Genomic DNA, 18,514 nt, shown 5'->3' on the forward strand with positions numbered 1-18,514 from the left:
GGAGCCGGTCCTCGAAGGCGTCGAGCTGGCGGGCGATCTCGGCTGCGATCTCGCGGCGCGCCGTGGGCGATGTCGCGGCCGCGCGCGCCAGATCGCGCAGCGCCGGGAATTCACCGCCGGGGGCCAGCCGCGGCATCGCGCCGAGCGGGGCGGCGCAGGTCAGGTTGAGATGCAGGCCGAGATCGGCCTTTTCGCCAAGCGCGCCGAAGGCTGTGGCAAAGGTCTGCCAATGCGGCCGGTTGGTCATCGCGCCGGCCGCCGAGAGCTTGCCGGCCTCGATCAACGCCAGGATCGAGCGGCTGACGCCCTCCGTCAACGCGAAGTCGTCGGCGCAGAGAACAAATCCGCTCGCCATGTCGTCTGTTGTCCTTCGTTCAGCCGCGATGCGCTAAAGCAGCGGCCGGGCTTGTGAGCGCGCAAGCTTTACGGTTCTGTGCGCGGCGCGTCACGCGCGACGACCCGGCCTCGTGCCGGGGGCCGCGACGCCGCCGAGAGGTTCGATTGCTGTGTCCGAGATGTCGCCCCCATTCGCTTCGCCCATGCCGCGCGCTGCGTCCGATCGCCCCGAGCTCTCGATCGTGGTGCCTGTCCATAACGAGGCCGAAAACCTGCCGCTGCTGGTCGAGCGGCTGAAGCAGGTGCTGGACGGCGCCGTCTCGTCCTGGGAACTGGTCTGCGTCGACGACGGCAGCCGCGACGGATCGCTGGCGGTTCTAAAGCTGCTGGCCGCGCAGGACCCGCGCGTCAGCGCCGTCTCCTTCAGCCGCAATTTCGGCAAGGAGATCGCGATTGCCGCAGGGCTCGATCACGCCTCGGGCGACGCCGTCGTGATCATGGATGCCGATCTCCAGCACCCGCCCGAGACCATCCTCGCTTTCCTGGCAAAGTGGCGCGAAGGCTTCCTCAACATTTACGGCCAGCGCTCGGACCGCGACGGCGAGAGCCGGTTGAAGCGCAACTTCGCCAAGCTGTTCTACCGGCTCTTCGCCTCGTTCGGCGAGACCGAACTGCCCGAGGGCGCGGGCGATTTCCGCCTGCTCGACCGCAAGGTCGTCGATGCGCTGCGCGCCCTGCCGGAGCGGGCGCGCTTCTCCAAGGGGCTTTACGCCTGGGTCGGCTTTCCCTCGACGGGCGTGACCTTCGACGTCGCCGAGCGCGAGCATGGCGAGACGAAATTCAGGTATCGCAAGCTGTTCACCTTCGCCTTCGACGGGCTGTCGTCCTTCTCCACTGTGCCACTGAAGATCGCGACCTGGGCGGGGGCCATGATCGCGCTGATCTCGACCCTGACCGCGGTGTTCTTCCTCATCCGAACGCTGTTCTACGGCACCGACCTGCCCGGCTTCCCGTCGCTCATCGTCTCGATCATGTTCTTTTCGGGCATCCAGCTCGTTTCGCTCGGTATGATCGGCGAATATGTCGGGCGCATCTTCGCCGAGGTGAAGCGCCGGCCGCTCTATCTGATCGGCGAGCGCGTCGGCTTTGACGCCCGCACCGTCGACCATCCGCGCGGCGACGCGCTACCGCCGCTGATCCGGTAGACGCTGACGTTTCGATCTGGGATGAAGGCGACCTGTTTGGCCCATTCGACCAAGCGCACCGTCATCCCGGACAAGCCGCGAAGCGGCGCCGATCCGGGATCCATCATAGAGCGCTGTCGGCGCCATACGATGGATTCCGGGTCTGCGCTTCGCTGCGCCCGGAATGACGGCGCTCTGGTGACAAGCGAAGATTGCTGACGCCCCGATGCTTCGCAAAATCCTCTCCGTCGGCGGCTTCACCCTGCTCTCGCGGCTTTCCGGCTTCGCACGCGACATCGTTCTCGCCGCCGTGCTCGGCGCCGGCGCGATGATGGACGCGTTTTCGGTGGCGCTGCGCCTGCCCAACCATTTCCGAGCCATTTTCGGCGAGGGGGCGGTCAACCAGGCCTATATCCCGGCCTATGCGCGCATTCGCCAGCAGGGCGGCGAAGCGGCGGCCGCGCTCTTCTCCAACCGCGTCTTCAGCCTGAACCTGATCGTGCAGCTCGTGCTGGTGGCGGTTGCGTTGCCCTTCATGCCCGAGATCGTGCGGCTGCTGGCGCCTGGCTTCGCAAACGATCCGGAGCGTTTCGATCTCGCGGTGTCGCTGACGCGGATCACCTTCCCCTATCTGCTGTTCATCACGCTGGTCACCCTGCTCTCGGCCAATCTCAATGCGGTCGACCGCTATGCGGCGGCAGCCGCTGCGCCGATCCTGATGAACCTCTGCCTGATCGCGGCTTTAGCGGTGGCATTCCTGTTCCCCAATGCCGCCTATGCGGCGGCCTGGGGCATGGCGGCGGCCGGCGTGCTCGAATGGCTGCTGCTGGCCTTCGCCGCACGCCGCGCCGGCGTTGCGGCCGCCCTGGCACGGCCCCGGCTGGACGCTGATGTGAAGAGCTTCTTCAAGGCCTTCGGCCCGGCGGTGATCGGCTCGGCCGGCGTCCAGATCGCGTTGTTTGCCGACACCATCATCGCCTCGCTTTTGCCGGCGGGCGCCTATGCGGCGCTCTACTATGCCGAGCGGCTCTACCAGCTGCCGATCGGCGTCATCGCCATCGGCGTCGGCACCGTGCTTCTGCCGACGATGAGCCGGCTGATCGCGGCCGGCGACGAGGCGGCCTCTGACCGCGCGCAGAACCGGGCCATCGCGCTGACGGTCGTCGCGGCTGCCCCCTTCGCGGCGGCGTTCCTGGCCATCCCCGAGCTGATCGTCTCGGCGCTGTTCGAGCGCGGGCGCTTCGACTCGACCGCGAGCCAGGCGGCGGGCGCGGTGCTTCTGGCCTATGCCGCCGGCCTGCCGGCGATCGTGCTGATCAGAACCCAGCTCTCGACCTTCCAGGCACGCGGCGACACGACCACGCCGATGCTGGTGTCGCTGGGTGCCATCGGCGCCAATGTCGCGCTGAAGCTCTTGTTGTGGCGCGATTTCGGCGCGCCTGGGCTGGCGCTGGCGACGGCGGCGGGAGCCTGGATCAATGTCGGGACGCTGTTCGTGCTGGGCATCCGGCGCGGCTGGGCGCGACCGGAGCCGCGACTGGGGATGCTGATCGCCATCGCCGTGGGAGCCGCGATCCTGGCGGGGGTTGCGGCGCGCTACGCGGCGCCGGCGCTGCTTGCGGCGCTTTCAGGGCTCGCCTTCGAGCCACGACTGGTCGCGCTCGGGCTCGTCGGGCTGGGCGCGGCTGCGCTTTACGGCGTGGTTCTGGCAGCGGGGCTCAAGGCTACGGGTACGCTGCGATTGTTGCGGTAGCGCTCAGTACACGGTGATTTCGCTCGGAAACACGGCGTCATCCCGGACAAGCCGCGAAGCGGCGCAGCTCCGGGATCCATCATAGAGCTAAGTCAGTGCTCTATGATGGATCCCGGGACGACCTACGATCGCCCGGGATGACGGTCGTGTCTTCGCGTGAACCGACCATCAGCCGAGAAAGCCCCGCGCCCGCTCGCCCAGCAGCGCCGCCGCCTCCTCGACCATGCGCGTCACGATCTCCCCGGCCGGCGGCACATCGGACACCAGACCCACCGCCTCGCCGACGATGACGGCGGCGTTCTGCGCATCGCCGGCCGCGAAGGCTTCGCGATAGGCCGGCGCCTCCTGCTCGATCGCCGCCCTGAACTCTTCGTCCCGCCCGGCCCAGCGCCTGGTGAAGGCGTTGGCGGCGACGCGGATGTCGAAGGGTTTCGGCCAGTCGAGCCTTCGGGCGATGTCGGGCAGCGAGGTGCGGACCGTGCCGTCGCCGGTCGCGGCCAGCGCCGCCGCGTGGTGTCCCTCATGGACCAGCGCCTCGCGGCTCGCCCAGAAGCGGGTGCCGACCAGAACGCCGTCCGCGCCCAGCATCAGCGATGCCGCGAGTCCCCGCCCATCGGCGATGCCGCCGGCCGCCAGCAGCAGCGTGTCAGGGCTCTGGCGCGCGAGCAGATCGGCGACCTCCGGCACGAAAGGCAAGGTTGCGCGGCGGTGACCATGCCCGCCGGCCTCGCCACCCTGCGCGACGATGATCGCAGCCCCCGCATCCAGCGCCTGCCGGACATGGTCGAGCGATTGGCACTGGCAGATCAGCGGGACATTAGTGGCGGCGATCTCGGCGGCGAAAGGCTGCGGATCGCCGAAGGAGAGCATCAGGGCGGCCGGGCGATGCGCCAGCGCCTGCGTCAGCAAATCCGGCTGCCTGGCCATCGACCAGGTGATGAAACCGCAGCCGATGCGGGTGTTGCCGGCCTGGCCGAATTGCGTCTCGAGCCAGGCCGCGTCGCCATAGCCGCCGCCGATCAGGCCCAAGCCCCCGGCGCGCGTCACGGCGGCCGCGAGCGCCCCGCCCGCCGCCAGCGCCATCGGCGCCGACAGCACGGGATGCTCGATGCCGAGCTGCCGCGTCAGCCGGGTGACGAGGCGGGCCATGCTCAGGCCTTCGCGCTCTTGGCGAAGTCCATGTAGAGCTCGCGGGCCCTGGTGTAGAGCGGGCCGGGCTGAAGCTGGCGGTTGTCGATGCGGCCGACCGGCACGACCTTCGAGTAGTTGCCCGAGGAGAAGATCTCGTCGGCCTGCTCGAAGTCGCTGTAGCGCAGGCTGGTTTCCTCGACGGTCACGCCGTCCTGCCGCAGCAGGCCAATCACCCGCTGGCGGGTGATGCCGTTTAGGAAAGTGCCATTGGGAACCGGCGTCTTCACCACGCCGTCCTTGGCGAGGAAGATGTTGGAGGTCGCGGTCTCGGCGACATTGCCGAGCATGTCGAGCACCAGCGCATTGTCGAAGCCGGCGGCCTTGGCGGCGCGCAGGGTGCGGGCGTTGTTGGGGTAGAGGCAGCCAGCCTTGGCGTCGGTCGGGGCGGTCTCGACGGTCGGGCGGCGGAAGACGCCTTGCGTCACCGAAAGCCCGTTCGCGGGCAGGCCCATCGGCGCCTCGAACAGGCACAGGCAGAAGCGCGTCGAGTCCTCGTCAGGGATGATGGTCGAGACGCCGTCGGCCTCGGCCCAGTACATCGGCTTGATGTAGAGGGCGGTCTCGCCGCCGAACTTCTTGATACCCTCATGCGCCTTGGCGATGATCGTTTCGGCGGTTTCCGTCGGCTTCAGGCCGAGCGCGGTGGCGGAGCGGTTCACGCGGGCGGCGTGCAGGGCGAGATCGGGCGCGACGCCGTCGAAATAGCGGGCGCCGTCAAAGACCGAGGAGCCCTGCCAGGTCGCGTGGCTACGCGGGCCCATGATCGGCGGATTGCCCTCGTGCCACTCCCCCTCGAACCAGGTCCATGTCTGCGAATACCAGGCCATCAGGCGCTCCTGCTGTGTCGATCGATGTTGCGCGCACCGTCTGCCGCGCGTCGGCCTGCGTCAACACGCAGCCCCGCACAACCCGATGACGGGATGTGATGCAAGCGATCGGTGCCGGTGATGGATCAGGCGCAGGCGAAAGGCTTCCGTCATTGCGAGCGCAGCGAAGCAATCCAGCCTTGGTGCTCGACGCCCCCTGGATTGCTTCGCTGCGCTCGCAATGACGCTACACAAACCGCCCCGCCTAAAACCCCAGCGCGCGCAGCCCTGCAATCACGCTCATGCCGACGACCAGCGCCAGCAATTCGCTGCGGCGCAGGACCATGCTGCCGATCGCGGCCAGAAGCGCGATCGCAGCGGCCAGCCCGAGACGCTCGATCAGCGGCAGAACGGTGGCGGCGATGATAGAGCCCGGCAGAGCGGCGAGCCCGCGCCGGACATGGGGCGTCAGCGGGATGAAGCCCATCAGCACCACCCCGGCGATGCGGCAGAGATAGGTCGCCAGCGCCATCGCGACGATGGCGATGATCGCGCCCCAGCTTCCCAGATCAGGCAGCGTCATCGGCGAACGCTCCCACGAGCGCGCCCGACAGCGAGCCGACGATGATGAAGGCATAGCCGTCGAACAGCTTGGCCGTGACCAGCGCCACCAGCCCGGCGACGACCCAGGGCACGGCCGCCCGCCGGCCGCGCCAGAGCGGGACGATCATCGCCGCAAAGAAGATCGGCATGACGAGGTCGATGCCGAAGGCGCGCGGATCGGAGACCAGCGCGCCCAGCCCATAGCCCAGCCCCGTGAACAGGATCCAGACGACCCAGAGCAGCACGCCCGCCCCGATCAGCACGCCGAGATCGCGGCCGCCCTCGGCCCGGTAGCGCGTGCCGATGACCCAATTGGCATCGGTGAAGAAGAAGAGGTGAAAAGCGTTCAGCGCCTTGGAATAAGGCGCGAACCAGGGCTGCAGCGAGGCGCCCTGCAGGATCATCCGGGAGTTGACGGTGGCGGTGACCACGGCGAGCCCGACGATCGCGCCCCAGCTCCATTCCGGCCGCCAAAGCTCCATGGCGACGAGCTGGGAGATGCCGCCATAGACCAGCCCGCTCATCAGCAGAGTTTCAAACAGGCTCAGGCCCTTGGCGGACGCCGCCGCGCCGAAGGCGACCGCGAAGACCACGACGCCGGGGACGAGCACCGAAACCTTGCGCATGCCGAGCCGGAAACCGGCTCCGGTCACGGGTGCGGCGGATTTGTCCATGGGGTCGGCTCTCTCCTTCGTGGTGCGCCTATTGGGCACGCGCGCTTCGGGTCGCCTCGCCCGGCCTCGGGCGACACACATGTCCCTTTGGAAGGCCGAAGCGGGCCTCAGGTCAACGGCCCGTCGCGGACGGGGCGCATGCCTCCCGCACAGAACGGCGGCGTCGCCTCACGACGATGCGTGGTCGCGACGGAGCGACTGCCCTATCCTGCCGCGATGCTCTGGCTGACCTCCCCCGACCTGACCGCGACCACCCTGCCTGCCGCCTGGCTGATCGCGACCGGCGCGCAACCCGCCAACCTGATCGAACGCTCGCAACTGCGGCGGGGGCTGGCGCAGCGCGTCGTCGCGCGGCACCTCGGCCTGACGCCGGATGCGGTGACGATCGGCCATGACCACAAGGGACGCCCGCTGATCGAGGCTCCGAACGGCACCGGCCTGCAGCTGTCTCTGGCGACGCGGGCGGGGTTCGTCATGGTGGGTCTGGCCGAAACGGCTATCGGCGTCGATGTCGAGCGGATCGATCCCGACGCGGCGCTGCCGCCGGCGGTGCTCCACCGCGATGAACGGGCCGCGATCGTCGAGATGCCGCCGGAGGCCCGGCCGCTGGCCTTCGCCCGGCTCTGGAGCGCCAAGGAGGCCTATGTGAAGGCGCTCGGCACCGGCTTCGCCCGCCCGCCCGAGAGCTTTTCCGTCACGCTTCTGTCCAGCGATCGCTTCTCCATCGCCGATCCCACGCATGGCCGCACCACGCCGGGATCAAGCCGCACCATCGAAAACGGCGGCCAGGAGATCCTGGCCGCCGCGATGGTGGTTCTCGACTGAGGCCTGAGGATCAGCCCGCCTTGGCGGCGTGCCTCTGCTTCAGGACATAGGCGATGCCGCAGACCAGGGCTGCACCCAGCACCGAGGTGACATAGTGCGGCATCGAGGCCGGGCCGATGCCGATGGCACTGACCTCAGGCGGCACGGGCTTCACCCAGGTCGGCATGTTGACCTGCAGCCATTGCAGCACGGCGATGTCGCCCAGGATCATTTCCGCCGCGATCCAGCCGAGCAGGGCCGCGCCGATCCAGATCAGGATCGGATAGCGCGTGATGATCGAGGTCAGGAACTGCGCGCCCATGATGATCAGCGGGATCGAGAGCAGCAGACCGAAAATGAAGAGTTCAGGGTGTCCGCGCGAAGCGGCGGCAATCGCGATGACGTTGTCCAGGCTCATCACGGCGTCAGCGATGGCGATGGTGCGCACCGCCTGCCACAGCGTCGTGCCGCCATCGATCTCCGCGTGGGATTCGTCCTCGCCCATCGCGAGCTTGACGGCGATCCAGAACAGCAGCAGGCCGCCAATGACCTTCAGATAGGGCACCAGCAGGAGATAGGTCACCACCAGCGCAAAGATGATGCGCAGGCCGATCGCGGCCGATGCGCCCAGCCAGATGCCGATCTTGCGCTGCTTTTCGGGCAGCGAGCGGCAGGCGAGCGCGATCACGACCGCGTTGTCGCCCGACAACAGCAGGTCGATCCAGATGATCTGGAGCAGCGAGACCCAGAATGTGGAGGATGAAAAATCCATCGGTCGGTCAGTCCCTCATGTCTTCGGGCATTGCGCCCTCCTGTGACCCCATCAAGCCGTTGAAGGCAAGTGGCATATGTCGCGAAAGAGAGCCTTACGCGACGCCGCGTCCCGGCGGACACAGCTGGGGCGGTTCAGCCCAGCGCCTGCTCGACCGCCTTGCCGGCGGCCTGCGTGCCCAGCGAACCACCGAGATCGCGGGTGCGGGTGCGGGCATCGCCCAGTGCCCGCTCGATGGCGGCCTCGATGCCCTTGGCGGCCTCATGCTCGCCGAGGTGGTCGAGCATCATCGCCGCCGACCAGATCTGGCCGATCGGGTTAGCGATGCCCTGCCCCGCGATGTCGGGCGCCGAGCCATGGACCGGCTCGAACAAGGACGGATAATCGCCGGTCGGGTTGATGTTGCCCGATGGCGCGATGCCGATCGTGCCGGTGCAGGCCGGGCCGAGATCCGACAGGATGTCGCCGAACAGATTGGAGGCGACGACGACGTCGAACCGGTCCGGATTCAGCACGAAATGCGCGGTCAGGATGTCGATGTGGTACTGGTCGACGGTGACGTCGGGATAGTTCTTGGCCATCTCCTTCACCCGCTCGTCCCAGTAGGGCATGGTGATCGCGATGCCGTTCGACTTGGTGGCCGAGGTCAGCTTCCTGCGCGGACGACGCATGGCGAGCTCGAAGGCGTATTTCAGGACGCGATCGACGCCGACGCGGCTCATCACCGTCTCCTGCATGACGATCTCGCGCTCGGTGCCGGCATACATCCGGCCGCCTACCGAGGAATACTCGCCCTCGGTGTTCTCGCGCACGACGAAGAAGTCGATGTCGCCGGGCTTGCGGCCGACGAGCGGGCCGGGCACGCCGGGCATCAGTCGCACGGGGCGCAGGTTGACGTATTGGTCGAATTCGCGCCGGAACAGCAAAAGCGAGCCCCAGAGCGAGATGTGGTCGGGCACCTGCGCGGGCATGCCGACCGCACCGAAGAAGATGGCGTCATGGCCGCCGATCTGGTCCTTCCAGTCGTCGGGCAGCATCTTGCCATGCTTGGCGTAGTAGTCGCAGGACGAGAAATCGAACTCGTCCAGGCGGATCTCGAAACCGTATTTCTTCGACGCCGCCTCAAGGATGCGCAGGCCCTCGGGCATCACTTCCTTGCCGATGCCGTCACCGGCGATGGCGGCGATGCGGTAGACGCGGTTGGTCCGGTTCATGACTTGTCTCCGAAGAAGGCGGTGAATTCGGCGGCGACGAGATCGGGGATCTCCTCGGCGAGATAATGCCCGCCCGGAAGCGCGCGGCCCTGGACGTTCTCCGCGCGCAGCCGCCACAGCGCCAGCGGCTCGAAGCACTTGCCGATGATGCCGTTCTCGCCCCAGAGCGCGAGCAGCGGCTGCGTCAGCTTGCGGCCGCCATCCTCGTCGTCATGGCGGATGTCGATGGTGGCGGCCGCGCGATAATCCTCGCAGGAGCCATGGATCGTCGCCGGATCGGCAAAGCAGCGAAGATAATGCGCCAGGGCCTCGGGCGCGAAGGGCGTCAGGCCGGCGGCGCCGGAGCCGCATTTCTTGCGCCAATAGGCCTCGGGATCGGCCCCGATCATCTTCTCGGGGAAGGGGGCGGGCAGGATCAGGAAGAACCAATGCCAATAGGCCCGGGCGAAAGCGTCGGTGGTGCCGGCATACATCTCGCGCGTCGGCGCGATGTCGAGCGTGGCGAGCCTGGTCACCCGATCGGGGTGGTCGAGCGCCAGGCGATGGGCGACGCGCGCGCCGCGATCATGCGCACCGACCATGAAACGCTCATGGCCCAGCGATGTCATGACCTGGGCCATGTCGAGCGCCATGGCGCGCTTGGAATAGGGGAAGTGTTCGGGGTCGGTCAGCGGCTTGTCGCTGTCGCCATAGCCGCGCAGATCGGCGCAGACGAGGGTGAAGCGGTCCTTCAGACGCTCCGCCAGCTTGTGCCAGAGCACATGCGTCTGCGGATAGCCGTGCAGCAGCAGCAGCGCCGGCCCCTGCCCGCCCGTCCGCACCCGGATGCGCGCGCCCGACGTCGCGACATCGAGCAGGCGGAAGCCGGGAAAGAGGCTGTCGGTGACGGGGATTTCGGTGAGGGGCATGGGTGCCACTTCAGGTTCAGGCAATCGGGAGCGCGTACGCTGAATCCCGGGGGATTGCGCGCAGCGATTATTACACAATCCTCATCAATGGTCGGAATACGTCATTCTCGGGCTGCGCCGCGCGCAGACCCGAGAATCTCAGGACGAGACGGGACTGGTTTCCGAGACGCTCGGGTCAAGCCCGAGCATGACGCTGCCACTACCCCCTCAGGGCCGCCCCGTAGCGCTTGGCCATCTCCGCCACGATCTTCGCACCGACCGCCTCGATCTCGCTTTCCGTCAGCGTCTTTTCGACCGGCTGGAGCGTGACCGCCAGCGCGACCGACTTCTTGCCGGGTTCGACGCCCTGGCCCTCGTAGAGATCGAAGACCGAGACGTCCGAGATCAAAGCTCGGTCGGCATTCTGGGCCGACTTGACCATCTCGCCGGCGGCGGTGGCCTTGTCGACGATGAAGGCGAAGTCGCGCGTCACCGGCTGGAAGCCGGAGAGAGCGAGCTTCGGCTTGACCTTGGTCGGCTTGTATTTCGGCAGCGGCAGCGCATCGAGATGGATTTCGAAGGCGACCAGCGGTCCCTTGACGTCGAGCGCCTTGAGCACGCGGGGATGGACCTCGCCGAACGCGCCGATGACGCCCTTGGGGCCGAAGCGCAGCGTCGCCGAGCGGCCGGGATGGGCCCAGCTTGGCCCGCCGGGCACGACCTGCAATCCGCCCGTCGGAACACCGAGGCCCGCGAGCAGCGCCATGACATCGGCCTTGGCGTCGAAGGCATCGACACTCTGCGCCGCCCCGTCCCAATGGCGGCCGGCGCCTTCGAGCTTTGCCGTGCCCCGGCGCAGCCCAGTGGCAGCGATGATCTGGCCTTCCGGCTCATCGTTCTGGAAGATCTGGCCGACCTCGAACAGCGCGACATCGGCATAGCCGCGATCGGCGTTTATCTGCGCGGCCCGGATCAGGCCGGGCAGCAGCGAGGGCCGCATGTCGGACAGATCGGCTGCGATCGGGTTGGCGAGCACGAGCTGGCGCGAACCGCCGCCGAAGAGCTTCGCCTGTTCATGCGAGATGAAGGACCAGGTCACGCCCTCGACCATGCCCCTGCTGGCGAGCAGGCGCTTGGCGGCACGGGTGCGCTTCTGCAGGACAGTGAGAACCGGCTTGACGACCTCGCCTTTGATGCGCGGCAGCGGCGTCGAGACGACACGGTCGAGCCCGACGATGCGCAGGATCTCCTCGACCAGATCGGCCTTGCCGCCGATATCGGCGCGCCAGGAAGGCGCTGCAACCTTGACGCGCTCGCCGGCGCCCGAAACGTGGAAGCCCAGCGAGGTCAGCGCCAGCTTCATCTCGACCGGGGACAGGTCGAGCCCGGTCAGGCGCTTGATCTCCGACCAGGGCAGGTCGATCGCATGGGCGCTGTCGGGCAGTTCGCCCGCAAAGACCATCTGCGAGGCCTCGCCGCCGCAGAGCTCGATGATCATCGCAGTCGCGAGATCAAGCCCGGGCCTGCAGAAATCGGGATCGACGCCGCGCTCGAAGCGGTAGCGCGCATCCGAGGTGATGCCGAGCGCGCGCCCCGAACGGGCGATGTTGAGCGGGTCCCACAGCGCGCTTTCGACCAGCACGTCGGTGGTGCCCTCGTCGCAGCCGCTCGCCTCCCCGCCCATGATACCGGCGATCGATTCGACGCCGGCCTCATCTGCGATCACGACCTGCTCGTCGCCCAGCGTGTAGGTCTTGCCATCGAGCGCCACGATGGTTTCGCCCTCATGGGCGCGGCGGACGACGAGATCGCCCTTGACCTTGGCCGCATCGAAGACGTGCAGCGGGCGGTTGCGGTCGAGCGTCATGAAGTTGGTGATGTCGACCAGCGCGTTGATGGGGCGCAGACCGACCGCGCGCAGCCGCGCCTGGAGCCATTCCGGCGAGGGACCGTTCCGGACGCCGCGCACCAGCCGCAGGGCGAAGGCCGGGCAGAGCGCCTTGTCCTCGGCGGCGAAATCGAGCCGGACCGCGACTGGGCAGGGAAAATTCCCGCGCACCGGCGTGACCGACGGGGATTTTAGTTTGCCGATGTCGGCGGCGGCAAGATCGCGGGCGATGCCGGCCACGCCGAGCGCGTCTGCCCGGTTTGGTGTCACCGCGATCTCGATCACAGGGTCGCTCAGGCCGGCATAGGCGGCGTAGGACTGGCCGACGGGTGCGTCGTCGGGCAGATCGATGATGCCATCATGATCCTCCGAGAGCTGCAGTTCGGCGGCCGAGCAGAGCATGCCGTTGGATTCGACACCGCGGATGACGCCCTTGCCGAGCGTGATGTCCTTGCCGGGGATATAGGTGCCTGGCGGCGAGAAGACGCTCTTCATGCCGGTGCGGGCATTGGGCGCGCCGCAAACGACCTGAACGGGTTCGCCGGCGCCCGTATCGACCATGCAGACGCGCAGGCGATCGGCATTGGGGTGCTGCCTGGCCTCGACCACATGGGCGATGGTGAAGGCGGCAAGTGCCTTGGCCTTGTCTTCGACACCCTCGACCTCAAGGCCGACGCGGGTCAGGGCCTCGCTGATGGCATCGACGGAGGCATCGGTGTCGAGATGGTCTTTGAGCCAGGAGAGCGTGAATTTCATCGGGTTTCTATCAGCGGCGTTTTGAGGAAAGAATAGCGACCGTAACGGCCAAGCGTTGTTTTGGGCCCAACGCTCGAACGGCCAATACGGCGGTCTCGGCTTGCTGAACACGTTCCTTGGCTTCACTCTTGCCCATGCCGAATGGCGCGGGGTCGTAGTCGGCCTGCATGCGCAGTTCCTGAAGCGTCTTCAAGGTCGCGCCGATCGTCCGGACCTCATGGTCATCGACATCGAGAAGCCTCTTCAAGAGCGTTCCATGCTCAGGAAACCGATATATCGAAGCATAGGCTTCCTCCTGCCGGGCCTCACGTCCTGCAACCTGATCTGCAAAGGTCTCCAGCAGTGCGTGAAAGAGAGCGTAGTAAGCCGTCGAAATTGCTTTTCTGATCGAGACCTCTCGGGGAGGACCGTCGTCGCGCTCGGCGAGTTCCAGCGCCAACGCAATGAGATCGTCGGTCATGCAGGTCGTTTCCGGGACCGGACGAAGACATCTTCGGGATACTGGTCGTTGGGACGCTTGGTCGCGAGATAGGGAAAGCGCGTTTCCCCCTCAGCCTCGAGCGCCGACATCACGGCCAGTTGGGTTTCGACGAACCGCTTGCCGAGATTGTCGGGAGCCCGGTCATTCAGAAACACATCGACATAGATCGCAGGCTCTCCCTGCTGATCATCGGCAAAACGGACCTCAACCGTCTCGACCATCTCAGCGAGCTCGGCGCGCACGATGTGCTCGACAAGATCCACAATGTCTTTCGCATAAGCGGCGCGACTTCCCGTCAGCATCGGTGAACTCCTGCCTTTCGGATACCGTACACCCTAGCTCCGTCAGGCATGATTGTCCTGCCTCGCCGCTCCTTGCGACCCCGCAGGCCCCGCATTCAGCTCGTCCTCCCCGTCCGTCTTGATCTTCATGGCGTTGCCGCGCCAACTCACCTCGCCGGCGATGAAGGCATAGGCCCAGACGCCGGGGAAAATGATGTCCCGGATGAGCAGGGCCAGCGGCATGCGCCAGGACGAATACCAGCCGACACCCCAGGCGAGGGCCAGCTCGGCGGCATACCAGGGCAAGAGGACGAGCAGCGGCGCGAGCCATGGCGAATAACCGAAGCCGGGCAGCGCGACCGCGGCCAGGAGGATCGGCACCAGCGGGCCGGACAGGATTTCCGGCAGGAAGAAGGGCAGGAACGTGACGCGCCGCAGCCGTGCCCAGCGGAACTGGCGCTGCACCACGTCATGCAGGCTGCGCCGGCCCAGCGGCTGCTCGAAGGGCTGTCCGACGAGGTGGACATGCTTGCCCGCGCGCCGCACGAGCTTGGTCGCCGCCGCATCCTCGGCGATCTCCTCGCCGAGGATCGCGATGCCGCCATGCGCTTCGAGGAACGGCTTGTTCCAGAGCATCGACTTGCCCTGCGCGAAGCCGTGGCCGCAGGCCTCTCCGGCATATTGCCAGCGGGCCTGGAAGGTGTTGAGGAAGGCGCATTCGAGTTCGGACCAGAAGCCGACCGGGCGTGAGCCGGCCGGCGTCGAGCAGACCAGCCCGGTGTCCTCGCGCCAGGACGCCAGCATGCGCTGGATGTAGTCCTTGGGCATCATCACGTTGGAATCGGCGAGGATGACCCAGTCCGTCGTCGCCGCTGCCCAGCCCTTGACACAGTTGTTGAGCTTGGGGTTGGCGCTGACTTGGACATCGCCCGTGATGAGGCGCGCGCGGTCGCTCCCGTAGCGGCCGATCATCTCCTCGACCAGCGGCACGATCGGATCATCGGCATCGGCGACGGTGAAGATCGTGAAGTAATGCGGATAGTCGAGTTCGAAGCCCGAAATCGCCGTCTCGCGGCTGAAGGCCTCGATGCCGCGCAAGGGCCGCACGATCGTCACGGGCGGCAGCGCGTCGAGCAGCGCCGTGCGCCGATCCTTTCGGCGCAGGCGCACGAGCGCGATCGCCTGGCAGAGCAGGTTCGTGGCGACGAGAAACGTCGCGACCAGCCCGGCCACTGCCGCGAAGCTCATCGCATCGACTCCGTGACGGCCAGGCTCACGACGACAGGCCGCCGGTCAGCGTCGGCAAGTCGAGCGGGCGGAAGCCATAATGGGCGAGCCAGCGCACATCCGCCTCAAAGAAGGGGCGCAGATCCGGCATGCCGTATTTCAGCATCGCGATGCGGTCGATGCCCATGCCCCAGGCGAAACCCTGATACACGTCCGGGTCCAGCCCGCAATTGCGCAGCACATTGGGATGGACCATGCCGCAGCCGAGGATTTCGAGCCAGTCCTCACCCTCGCCGAAGCGAATCTCGCCGCCTTTGCGCGAGCACTGGATATCGACCTCGACCGAGGGCTCGGTGAAGGGGAAGAAGGACGGGCGGAAGCGCATCTTGACCGTGTCGATCTCGAAGAACGCCTTGCAGAACTCCTCGAGGATCCATTTCAGATGGCCCATATGGGCCTTCTTGTCGATCACCAGGCCCTCGACCTGATGGAACATCGGGGTGTGGGTCTGGTCGGAATCCATCCGGTAAGTGCGGCCGGGGCAGATCACCCGGATCGGCGGCTCCTGGGCGAGCATGGTGCGCACCTGCACCGGCGAGGTGTGGGTGCGCAGGAGCTTGCGCTCGCCGTTCGCATCCGGTGCGAAGAAGAAGGTGTCGTGCATCTCGCGGGCCGGGTGCCCGACGGGGAAGTTCAGCTTCGTGAAATTGAGATCGTCGGTCTCGACATCGGGACCTTCGGCCACGGCGAAGCCCATATCGCCGAAGATCGCGGTGATCTCGTCGATGACCTGGCTGATCGGGTGGATGCGGCCGCGGGCTTCGGGCCCCTCGCGCACCGGCAGCGAGACGTCGATCGTCTCGGAGGCGAGCCTGGCTTCGAGCGCCGCCTCGCCCAGCGCGTCCTTGCGCGCGGCCAAAGCGGTCTGGACCCGGTCGCGCAGGCCGTTGATCAGCGGGCCTTTTTCCTTGCGCTCGTCTGGCGTCATCGCGCCCAGCGTCTTGAGCAGGGCCGAGATCGAGCCGGCCTTGCCGAGCGCGCCGATCCTGATCTGCTCGAGCGCGGCTTCGTCCTGCGCGCTCGCGATCTCGGCAAGGAGGCTCGCGCCCAAGTGATCGATCTCGTTCATGCCTGCTCTGGTCCGTTTGCGAGGCATCTTCTAGGGTGTCGCCAGCGTCGATGCTAGAGGCAATCACGCCGGCAAAGCAGGGCCGCGACCGCGAAACCGGGGCGTTCGTCACGATGGGTGCTGTTGCATGACAACCATGTCGCAATCCCGGAAGCGGCCAAGCCGCCCGTCGCCATGGCGGATGCTGGTGGCGGCGAGCCTGCTATGCGCCGGTGCTGCGTTTCCGGCCATGGCGCAGGATGGCCGCCGCGTCACCGTCAGCGGCGAGATCAGCGACACCTGGTGTTCGATCAGCGGGCTGATGTTCGCCAAGGGCACGGCCCATCACCAATGCGCGGTCTGGTGCGCGCTGGGCGGCATCCCGGTCAGCATCCGCGATGCGAAGGGCGATCTCTATCTGATCCTCAAGATCGGCGACGACGAGGACAGCGTCGCCAATCCCCGCATCGCCCGGATGGCGACCCATGAGGTCACTGTCGATGGCGAGTTGCTCGAACGCGACGGGGTGAAATACCTGCTGGTCGACCGCATCGCCGACGACAAGGGCGTCATCACCATGACCCATGACGAGCACGGCATTCAGCCGTTCGGGAACTGAGCGATGGCGCGCGCGACCCGCCTTGCGATCTTTTGGACGATCGCCGTCCTCGGCGCCGGCTCGCCCGCACTGGCCGCCGAGCCCTGGGGCATTCCCCATGAGAAGCCGCTGGTGCTGAAGGGCCGCGTCGTCGATGCGCTGTGCCATCTGACGAAGCGGTGCGTGCCGGATTGCGGCGGCGGCAAGCGCCAACTCGGCGTCGTGCAGGCGGATGGCAGCTTCCGTCTCGTCGCCAAGGGCAATGTCGATTTCGCCGCGGCTGTGCCCGATCTGATCGGCTTCTGCGGCAAGGAGATCGAGGCGGATGGGCTTTTGATCGAGAACCCCGCGATCACGTTGTTCTTCGTGCAGGGCGTCCGCGCCGCCGGCAGCAGCGAGCCCTTCGTTGCGGCCGAGCGCTTCAAGACCGAGTGGGAAGCCCGCAACGGCAAGGCCGAGGAATGGTGGCGCGCCGATCCGGAGGCCAACCGCATCCTCGCCGAGGATGGGCCGCTCGGCATCAAGGGCCTCACGCCCAAGCCGAAGCCGTGAGCGCCAGGTCGGTGTACATCACGCGGCGCATCTGTCTGGCGGGTCTCGCGGCCGGCGTAGCGGCACCGACCTGGGCCCAGCATGCCACCACCCATCACGGCCCTGCTCACGGCTCCCCGCCCCCTGGCCGCGATGCCCGCGATCCCCTGGCCGGGCGCTTCGGCGGCCCGTTCTCGCTGATCGACCATACCGGCAAGCCCGTCAGCGACGGCGATTTCCGCGGCCGCTTCATGCTGGTCTATTTCGGCTTCACGCGCTGCACGGACACCTGCCCGGTCGATCTGCCGACCATGGCGCAGGCGCTGGATGGGCTGGGCCCGCTGGCGCAGCGCGTCGCGCCGCTCTTCGTCACGGTCGATCCGGCCCATGACACGCCGCCGGTGCTGGCGGCCTATGTCGCGGCTTTCCATCCCGCGTTGATCGGGCTGACCGGCAGCGAGGCGCAGATCGCCGCTGTGGCCAGGGCCTACAAGGTGCATCGCCGCAAGCTGACACAGCCGCATCACGGCCATGGCGAATACGCCGTCGACCATGGCTCGCTGACCTATCTGATGGATCGCGAGGGGCGCTTCCTGACCCTGCTGCCGCACAAGACCGGGGCGGATCGCATGGCGGCGGTGCTGCGGGGCTATCTGGCGTAAGCCTCCCTCGACCGCATTCGCTCCATGCCGAAGCCTCGCCGCCCGCGCTCAGGACCCGGCCGGCCGTGACGCCAACGCCGCTTCCTGAGCCCGCTGGTAGCTTTCGATCACGGCGGCATAGTTGGGAGACACCAGCCCGTAGAGCTGCGCCAGTTCCGCCGCCTCCGGGCGCGCCCAGGTGCGGTGCAGCTCCGACAGGAGCGCGTTTGTCGTCGTCGGCTTGACGCCGCCCTGGACAAAGCGGGCCAGCGAGGTGCGCGACGCCATCTCGCTGGGATCGCCTGACGCATCGATCACGGCATAGACGTCGTAACCCGCCACATGAGCGTCGAGAGCCGGAAACATCACGCACACACTGGTCCAGACACCGGCCATGACCAGCGTCTTTCGGCCGGTCGATTCCACGCAGGCCACGAAGTCCGTGTTGTCCCAGGCGTTCACCTCGCCCTTGCGCGCGACATAGGTGGCGTGCGGTGCGTATTGATGGATTTCCGGCATCAGCGGGCCGTTGGTGCCGGCGGGCTCCGAGGCCGTCGTGATCACCGGGATATTCAGCAGCGTACAGAGCTTCGCGATCATCTCGACATTGCGCCTGAGATCGGCGACCGGGATATCCTTGACCGTCTGGAACAGGCCGGACTGGTGGTCGAGGAGAAGGACGACCGTGTCGGACGGGTCGATCAGCGCGGCTCCCCCGCCTGTCGGAAGCACGCTCGATTTGGTCCGCGACGGTTCCATGGCAATCGTCCCCTGCTGCT

The 18,514-nt window shown here is 67.2% G+C and carries 20 protein-coding genes; 6 read left to right on the forward strand and 14 right to left on the reverse strand.

What is annotated here, in order from left to right:
- On the reverse strand, positions 1 to 355 hold a 355-nt coding region (locus IP69_RS14210), incomplete at its 3' end, for a ChbG/HpnK family deacetylase (RefSeq protein WP_156323466.1).
- A gap of 184 nt (positions 356 to 539) precedes the next feature.
- Here IP69_RS14210 and IP69_RS14215 point away from each other — a divergent pair.
- Positions 540 to 1,541: a glycosyltransferase family 2 protein gene (locus IP69_RS14215; protein WP_054143492.1), complete on the forward strand. Its 1,002-nt coding sequence runs from the start codon at positions 540 to 542 to the stop codon at positions 1,539 to 1,541.
- A 205-nt stretch (positions 1,542 to 1,746) separates the two neighbouring features.
- Positions 1,747 to 3,273: a murein biosynthesis integral membrane protein MurJ gene (murJ, locus tag IP69_RS14220; RefSeq protein ID WP_054143493.1), complete on the forward strand. Its 1,527-nt coding sequence runs from the start codon at positions 1,747 to 1,749 to the stop codon at positions 3,271 to 3,273.
- A 168-nt stretch (positions 3,274 to 3,441) separates the two neighbouring features.
- Here the strand turns inward: murJ and IP69_RS14225 are convergent, their stop codons facing one another.
- The 4 genes from IP69_RS14225 to IP69_RS14240 all read right to left on the reverse strand — a co-directional run bounded on the left by IP69_RS14225 (position 3,442) and on the right by IP69_RS14240 (position 6,547).
- Positions 3,442 to 4,422 (reverse strand): nitronate monooxygenase, encoded by a 981-nt coding sequence (locus IP69_RS14225; protein ID WP_054143494.1) that lies wholly within the window; start codon positions 4,420 to 4,422, stop codon positions 3,442 to 3,444.
- 2 nt (positions 4,423 to 4,424) lie between these two features.
- Positions 4,425 to 5,291 carry a branched-chain amino acid aminotransferase gene (locus IP69_RS14230; RefSeq protein WP_054143495.1) on the reverse strand — a complete coding sequence of 289 codons (867 nt, stop codon included), beginning with the start codon at positions 5,289 to 5,291 and terminating at the stop codon, positions 4,425 to 4,427.
- Between the two features lie 244 nt (positions 5,292 to 5,535).
- Positions 5,536 to 5,853 (reverse strand): AzlD domain-containing protein, encoded by a 318-nt coding sequence (locus tag IP69_RS14235; protein ID WP_054143496.1) that lies wholly within the window; start codon positions 5,851 to 5,853, stop codon positions 5,536 to 5,538.
- Complete coding sequence (locus IP69_RS14240; protein WP_054143497.1) at positions 5,840 to 6,547, reverse strand: AzlC family ABC transporter permease; 708 nt, start codon at positions 6,545 to 6,547, stop codon at positions 5,840 to 5,842. The genes IP69_RS14235 and IP69_RS14240 overlap by 14 nt, the downstream gene beginning before the upstream one ends.
- A 138-nt stretch (positions 6,548 to 6,685) precedes the next feature.
- Here IP69_RS14240 and IP69_RS14245 point away from each other — a divergent pair, with 138 nt between their 5' ends.
- Positions 6,686 to 7,372, forward strand: a complete 687-nt coding sequence (locus IP69_RS14245; RefSeq protein ID WP_082359329.1) for a 4'-phosphopantetheinyl transferase superfamily protein — start codon at positions 6,686 to 6,688, stop codon at positions 7,370 to 7,372.
- A gap of 10 nt (positions 7,373 to 7,382) precedes the next feature.
- Here the strand turns inward: IP69_RS14245 and IP69_RS14250 are convergent, their stop codons facing one another.
- The 8 genes from IP69_RS14250 to pheS all read right to left on the reverse strand — a co-directional run bounded on the left by IP69_RS14250 (position 7,383) and on the right by pheS (position 15,986).
- Positions 7,383 to 8,123, reverse strand: coding sequence for a TerC family protein (locus IP69_RS14250; RefSeq protein ID WP_054143499.1), 741 nt, complete (start codon positions 8,121 to 8,123; stop codon positions 7,383 to 7,385).
- A gap of 134 nt (positions 8,124 to 8,257) precedes the next feature.
- On the reverse strand, positions 8,258 to 9,337 hold the full coding sequence (locus tag IP69_RS14255; protein ID WP_054143500.1) for a tartrate dehydrogenase: 1,080 nt from the start codon (positions 9,335 to 9,337) through the stop codon (positions 8,258 to 8,260).
- Complete coding sequence (locus IP69_RS14260; RefSeq protein WP_082359330.1) at positions 9,334 to 10,245, reverse strand: alpha/beta hydrolase; 912 nt, start codon at positions 10,243 to 10,245, stop codon at positions 9,334 to 9,336. The genes IP69_RS14255 and IP69_RS14260 overlap by 4 nt, the downstream gene beginning before the upstream one ends.
- Positions 10,246 to 10,444: 199 nt before the next feature.
- Positions 10,445 to 12,868 carry a phenylalanine--tRNA ligase subunit beta gene (gene pheT / locus IP69_RS14265; RefSeq protein ID WP_054143501.1) on the reverse strand — a complete coding sequence of 808 codons (2,424 nt, stop codon included), beginning with the start codon at positions 12,866 to 12,868 and terminating at the stop codon, positions 10,445 to 10,447.
- Positions 12,869 to 12,878: 10 nt separating this feature from the next.
- Positions 12,879 to 13,328 (reverse strand): hypothetical protein, encoded by a 450-nt coding sequence (locus tag IP69_RS14270; protein WP_054143502.1) that lies wholly within the window; start codon positions 13,326 to 13,328, stop codon positions 12,879 to 12,881.
- Positions 13,325 to 13,651, reverse strand: a complete 327-nt coding sequence (locus IP69_RS14275; RefSeq protein ID WP_054143503.1) for a hypothetical protein — start codon at positions 13,649 to 13,651, stop codon at positions 13,325 to 13,327. The genes IP69_RS14270 and IP69_RS14275 overlap by 4 nt, the downstream gene beginning before the upstream one ends.
- Positions 13,652 to 13,693: 42 nt before the next feature.
- Positions 13,694 to 14,878, reverse strand: coding sequence for a ceramide glucosyltransferase (locus IP69_RS14280; RefSeq protein WP_054143504.1), 1,185 nt, complete (start codon positions 14,876 to 14,878; stop codon positions 13,694 to 13,696).
- A 25-nt stretch (positions 14,879 to 14,903) separates the two neighbouring features.
- Positions 14,904 to 15,986 carry a phenylalanine--tRNA ligase subunit alpha gene (gene pheS, locus IP69_RS14285; RefSeq protein ID WP_054143505.1) on the reverse strand — a complete coding sequence of 361 codons (1,083 nt, stop codon included), beginning with the start codon at positions 15,984 to 15,986 and terminating at the stop codon, positions 14,904 to 14,906.
- Between the two features lie 136 nt (positions 15,987 to 16,122).
- Here pheS and IP69_RS14290 point away from each other — a divergent pair, with 136 nt between their 5' ends.
- From IP69_RS14290 to IP69_RS14300, 3 genes are read left to right on the forward strand one after another with little or no spacing between them, the layout of a single operon-like run.
- Positions 16,123 to 16,584: a hypothetical protein gene (locus IP69_RS14290; protein ID WP_156323467.1), complete on the forward strand. Its 462-nt coding sequence runs from the start codon at positions 16,123 to 16,125 to the stop codon at positions 16,582 to 16,584.
- Positions 16,585 to 16,587: 3 nt separating this feature from the next.
- The gene (locus IP69_RS14295; protein ID WP_054143507.1) at positions 16,588 to 17,115 is read left to right on the forward strand and encodes a hypothetical protein; all 528 of its coding nucleotides are present in this window, start codon (positions 16,588 to 16,590) and stop codon (positions 17,113 to 17,115) included.
- Entirely contained in the window at positions 17,112 to 17,756 is a 645-nt protein-coding gene (locus IP69_RS14300) for an SCO family protein (RefSeq protein WP_054143508.1), read from the forward strand. The genes IP69_RS14295 and IP69_RS14300 overlap by 4 nt, the downstream gene beginning before the upstream one ends.
- A gap of 48 nt (positions 17,757 to 17,804) precedes the next feature.
- Here IP69_RS14300 and IP69_RS14305 read toward each other — a convergent pair whose 3' ends face one another.
- Positions 17,805 to 18,494 (reverse strand): isochorismatase family protein, encoded by a 690-nt coding sequence (locus tag IP69_RS14305; protein WP_054143509.1) that lies wholly within the window; start codon positions 18,492 to 18,494, stop codon positions 17,805 to 17,807.
- Positions 18,495 to 18,514 lie beyond the last annotated feature (20 nt).

It is taken from the genome of Allobosea sp. AAP35 (assembly GCF_001295925.1).
Taxonomy (GTDB): domain Bacteria; phylum Pseudomonadota; class Alphaproteobacteria; order Rhizobiales; family Beijerinckiaceae; genus Allobosea.

What these genes read in the sequence shown, in the direction of transcription:
- IP69_RS14255 (WP_054143500.1), bottom strand. Translation starts at nt 9,337, where the DNA reads ATGAACCGGACCAACCGCGTCTACCGCATCGCCGCCATCGCCGGTGAC.
- IP69_RS14235 (WP_054143496.1), bottom strand. Translation starts at nt 5,853, where the DNA reads ATGACGCTGCCTGATCTGGGAAGCTGGGGCGCGATCATCGCCATCGTC.
- IP69_RS14270 (WP_054143502.1), bottom strand. Translation starts at nt 13,328, where the DNA reads ATGACCGACGATCTCATTGCGTTGGCGCTGGAACTCGCCGAGCGCGAC.
- pheT (WP_054143501.1), bottom strand. Translation starts at nt 12,868, where the DNA reads ATGAAATTCACGCTCTCCTGGCTCAAAGACCATCTCGACACCGATGCC.
- IP69_RS14260 (WP_082359330.1), bottom strand. Translation starts at nt 10,245, where the DNA reads ATGCCCCTCACCGAAATCCCCGTCACCGACAGCCTCTTTCCCGGCTTC.
- IP69_RS14230 (WP_054143495.1), bottom strand. Translation starts at nt 5,291, where the DNA reads ATGGCCTGGTATTCGCAGACATGGACCTGGTTCGAGGGGGAGTGGCAC.
- IP69_RS14295 (WP_054143507.1), top strand. Translation starts at nt 16,588, where the DNA reads ATGGCGCGCGCGACCCGCCTTGCGATCTTTTGGACGATCGCCGTCCTC.
- pheS (WP_054143505.1), bottom strand. Translation starts at nt 15,986, where the DNA reads ATGAACGAGATCGATCACTTGGGCGCGAGCCTCCTTGCCGAGATCGCG.
- IP69_RS14225 (WP_054143494.1), bottom strand. Translation starts at nt 4,422, where the DNA reads ATGGCCCGCCTCGTCACCCGGCTGACGCGGCAGCTCGGCATCGAGCAT.
- murJ (WP_054143493.1), top strand. Translation starts at nt 1,747, where the DNA reads ATGCTTCGCAAAATCCTCTCCGTCGGCGGCTTCACCCTGCTCTCGCGG.
- IP69_RS14240 (WP_054143497.1), bottom strand. Translation starts at nt 6,547, where the DNA reads ATGGACAAATCCGCCGCACCCGTGACCGGAGCCGGTTTCCGGCTCGGC.
- IP69_RS14275 (WP_054143503.1), bottom strand. Translation starts at nt 13,651, where the DNA reads ATGCTGACGGGAAGTCGCGCCGCTTATGCGAAAGACATTGTGGATCTT.
- IP69_RS14280 (WP_054143504.1), bottom strand. Translation starts at nt 14,878, where the DNA reads ATGAGCTTCGCGGCAGTGGCCGGGCTGGTCGCGACGTTTCTCGTCGCC.
- IP69_RS14305 (WP_054143509.1), bottom strand. Translation starts at nt 18,494, where the DNA reads ATGGAACCGTCGCGGACCAAATCGAGCGTGCTTCCGACAGGCGGGGGA.
- IP69_RS14290 (WP_156323467.1), top strand. Translation starts at nt 16,123, where the DNA reads ATGTCGCAATCCCGGAAGCGGCCAAGCCGCCCGTCGCCATGGCGGATG.
- IP69_RS14215 (WP_054143492.1), top strand. Translation starts at nt 540, where the DNA reads ATGCCGCGCGCTGCGTCCGATCGCCCCGAGCTCTCGATCGTGGTGCCT.
- IP69_RS14250 (WP_054143499.1), bottom strand. Translation starts at nt 8,123, where the DNA reads ATGGATTTTTCATCCTCCACATTCTGGGTCTCGCTGCTCCAGATCATC.
- IP69_RS14245 (WP_082359329.1), top strand. Translation starts at nt 6,686, where the DNA reads ATGCCTCCCGCACAGAACGGCGGCGTCGCCTCACGACGATGCGTGGTC.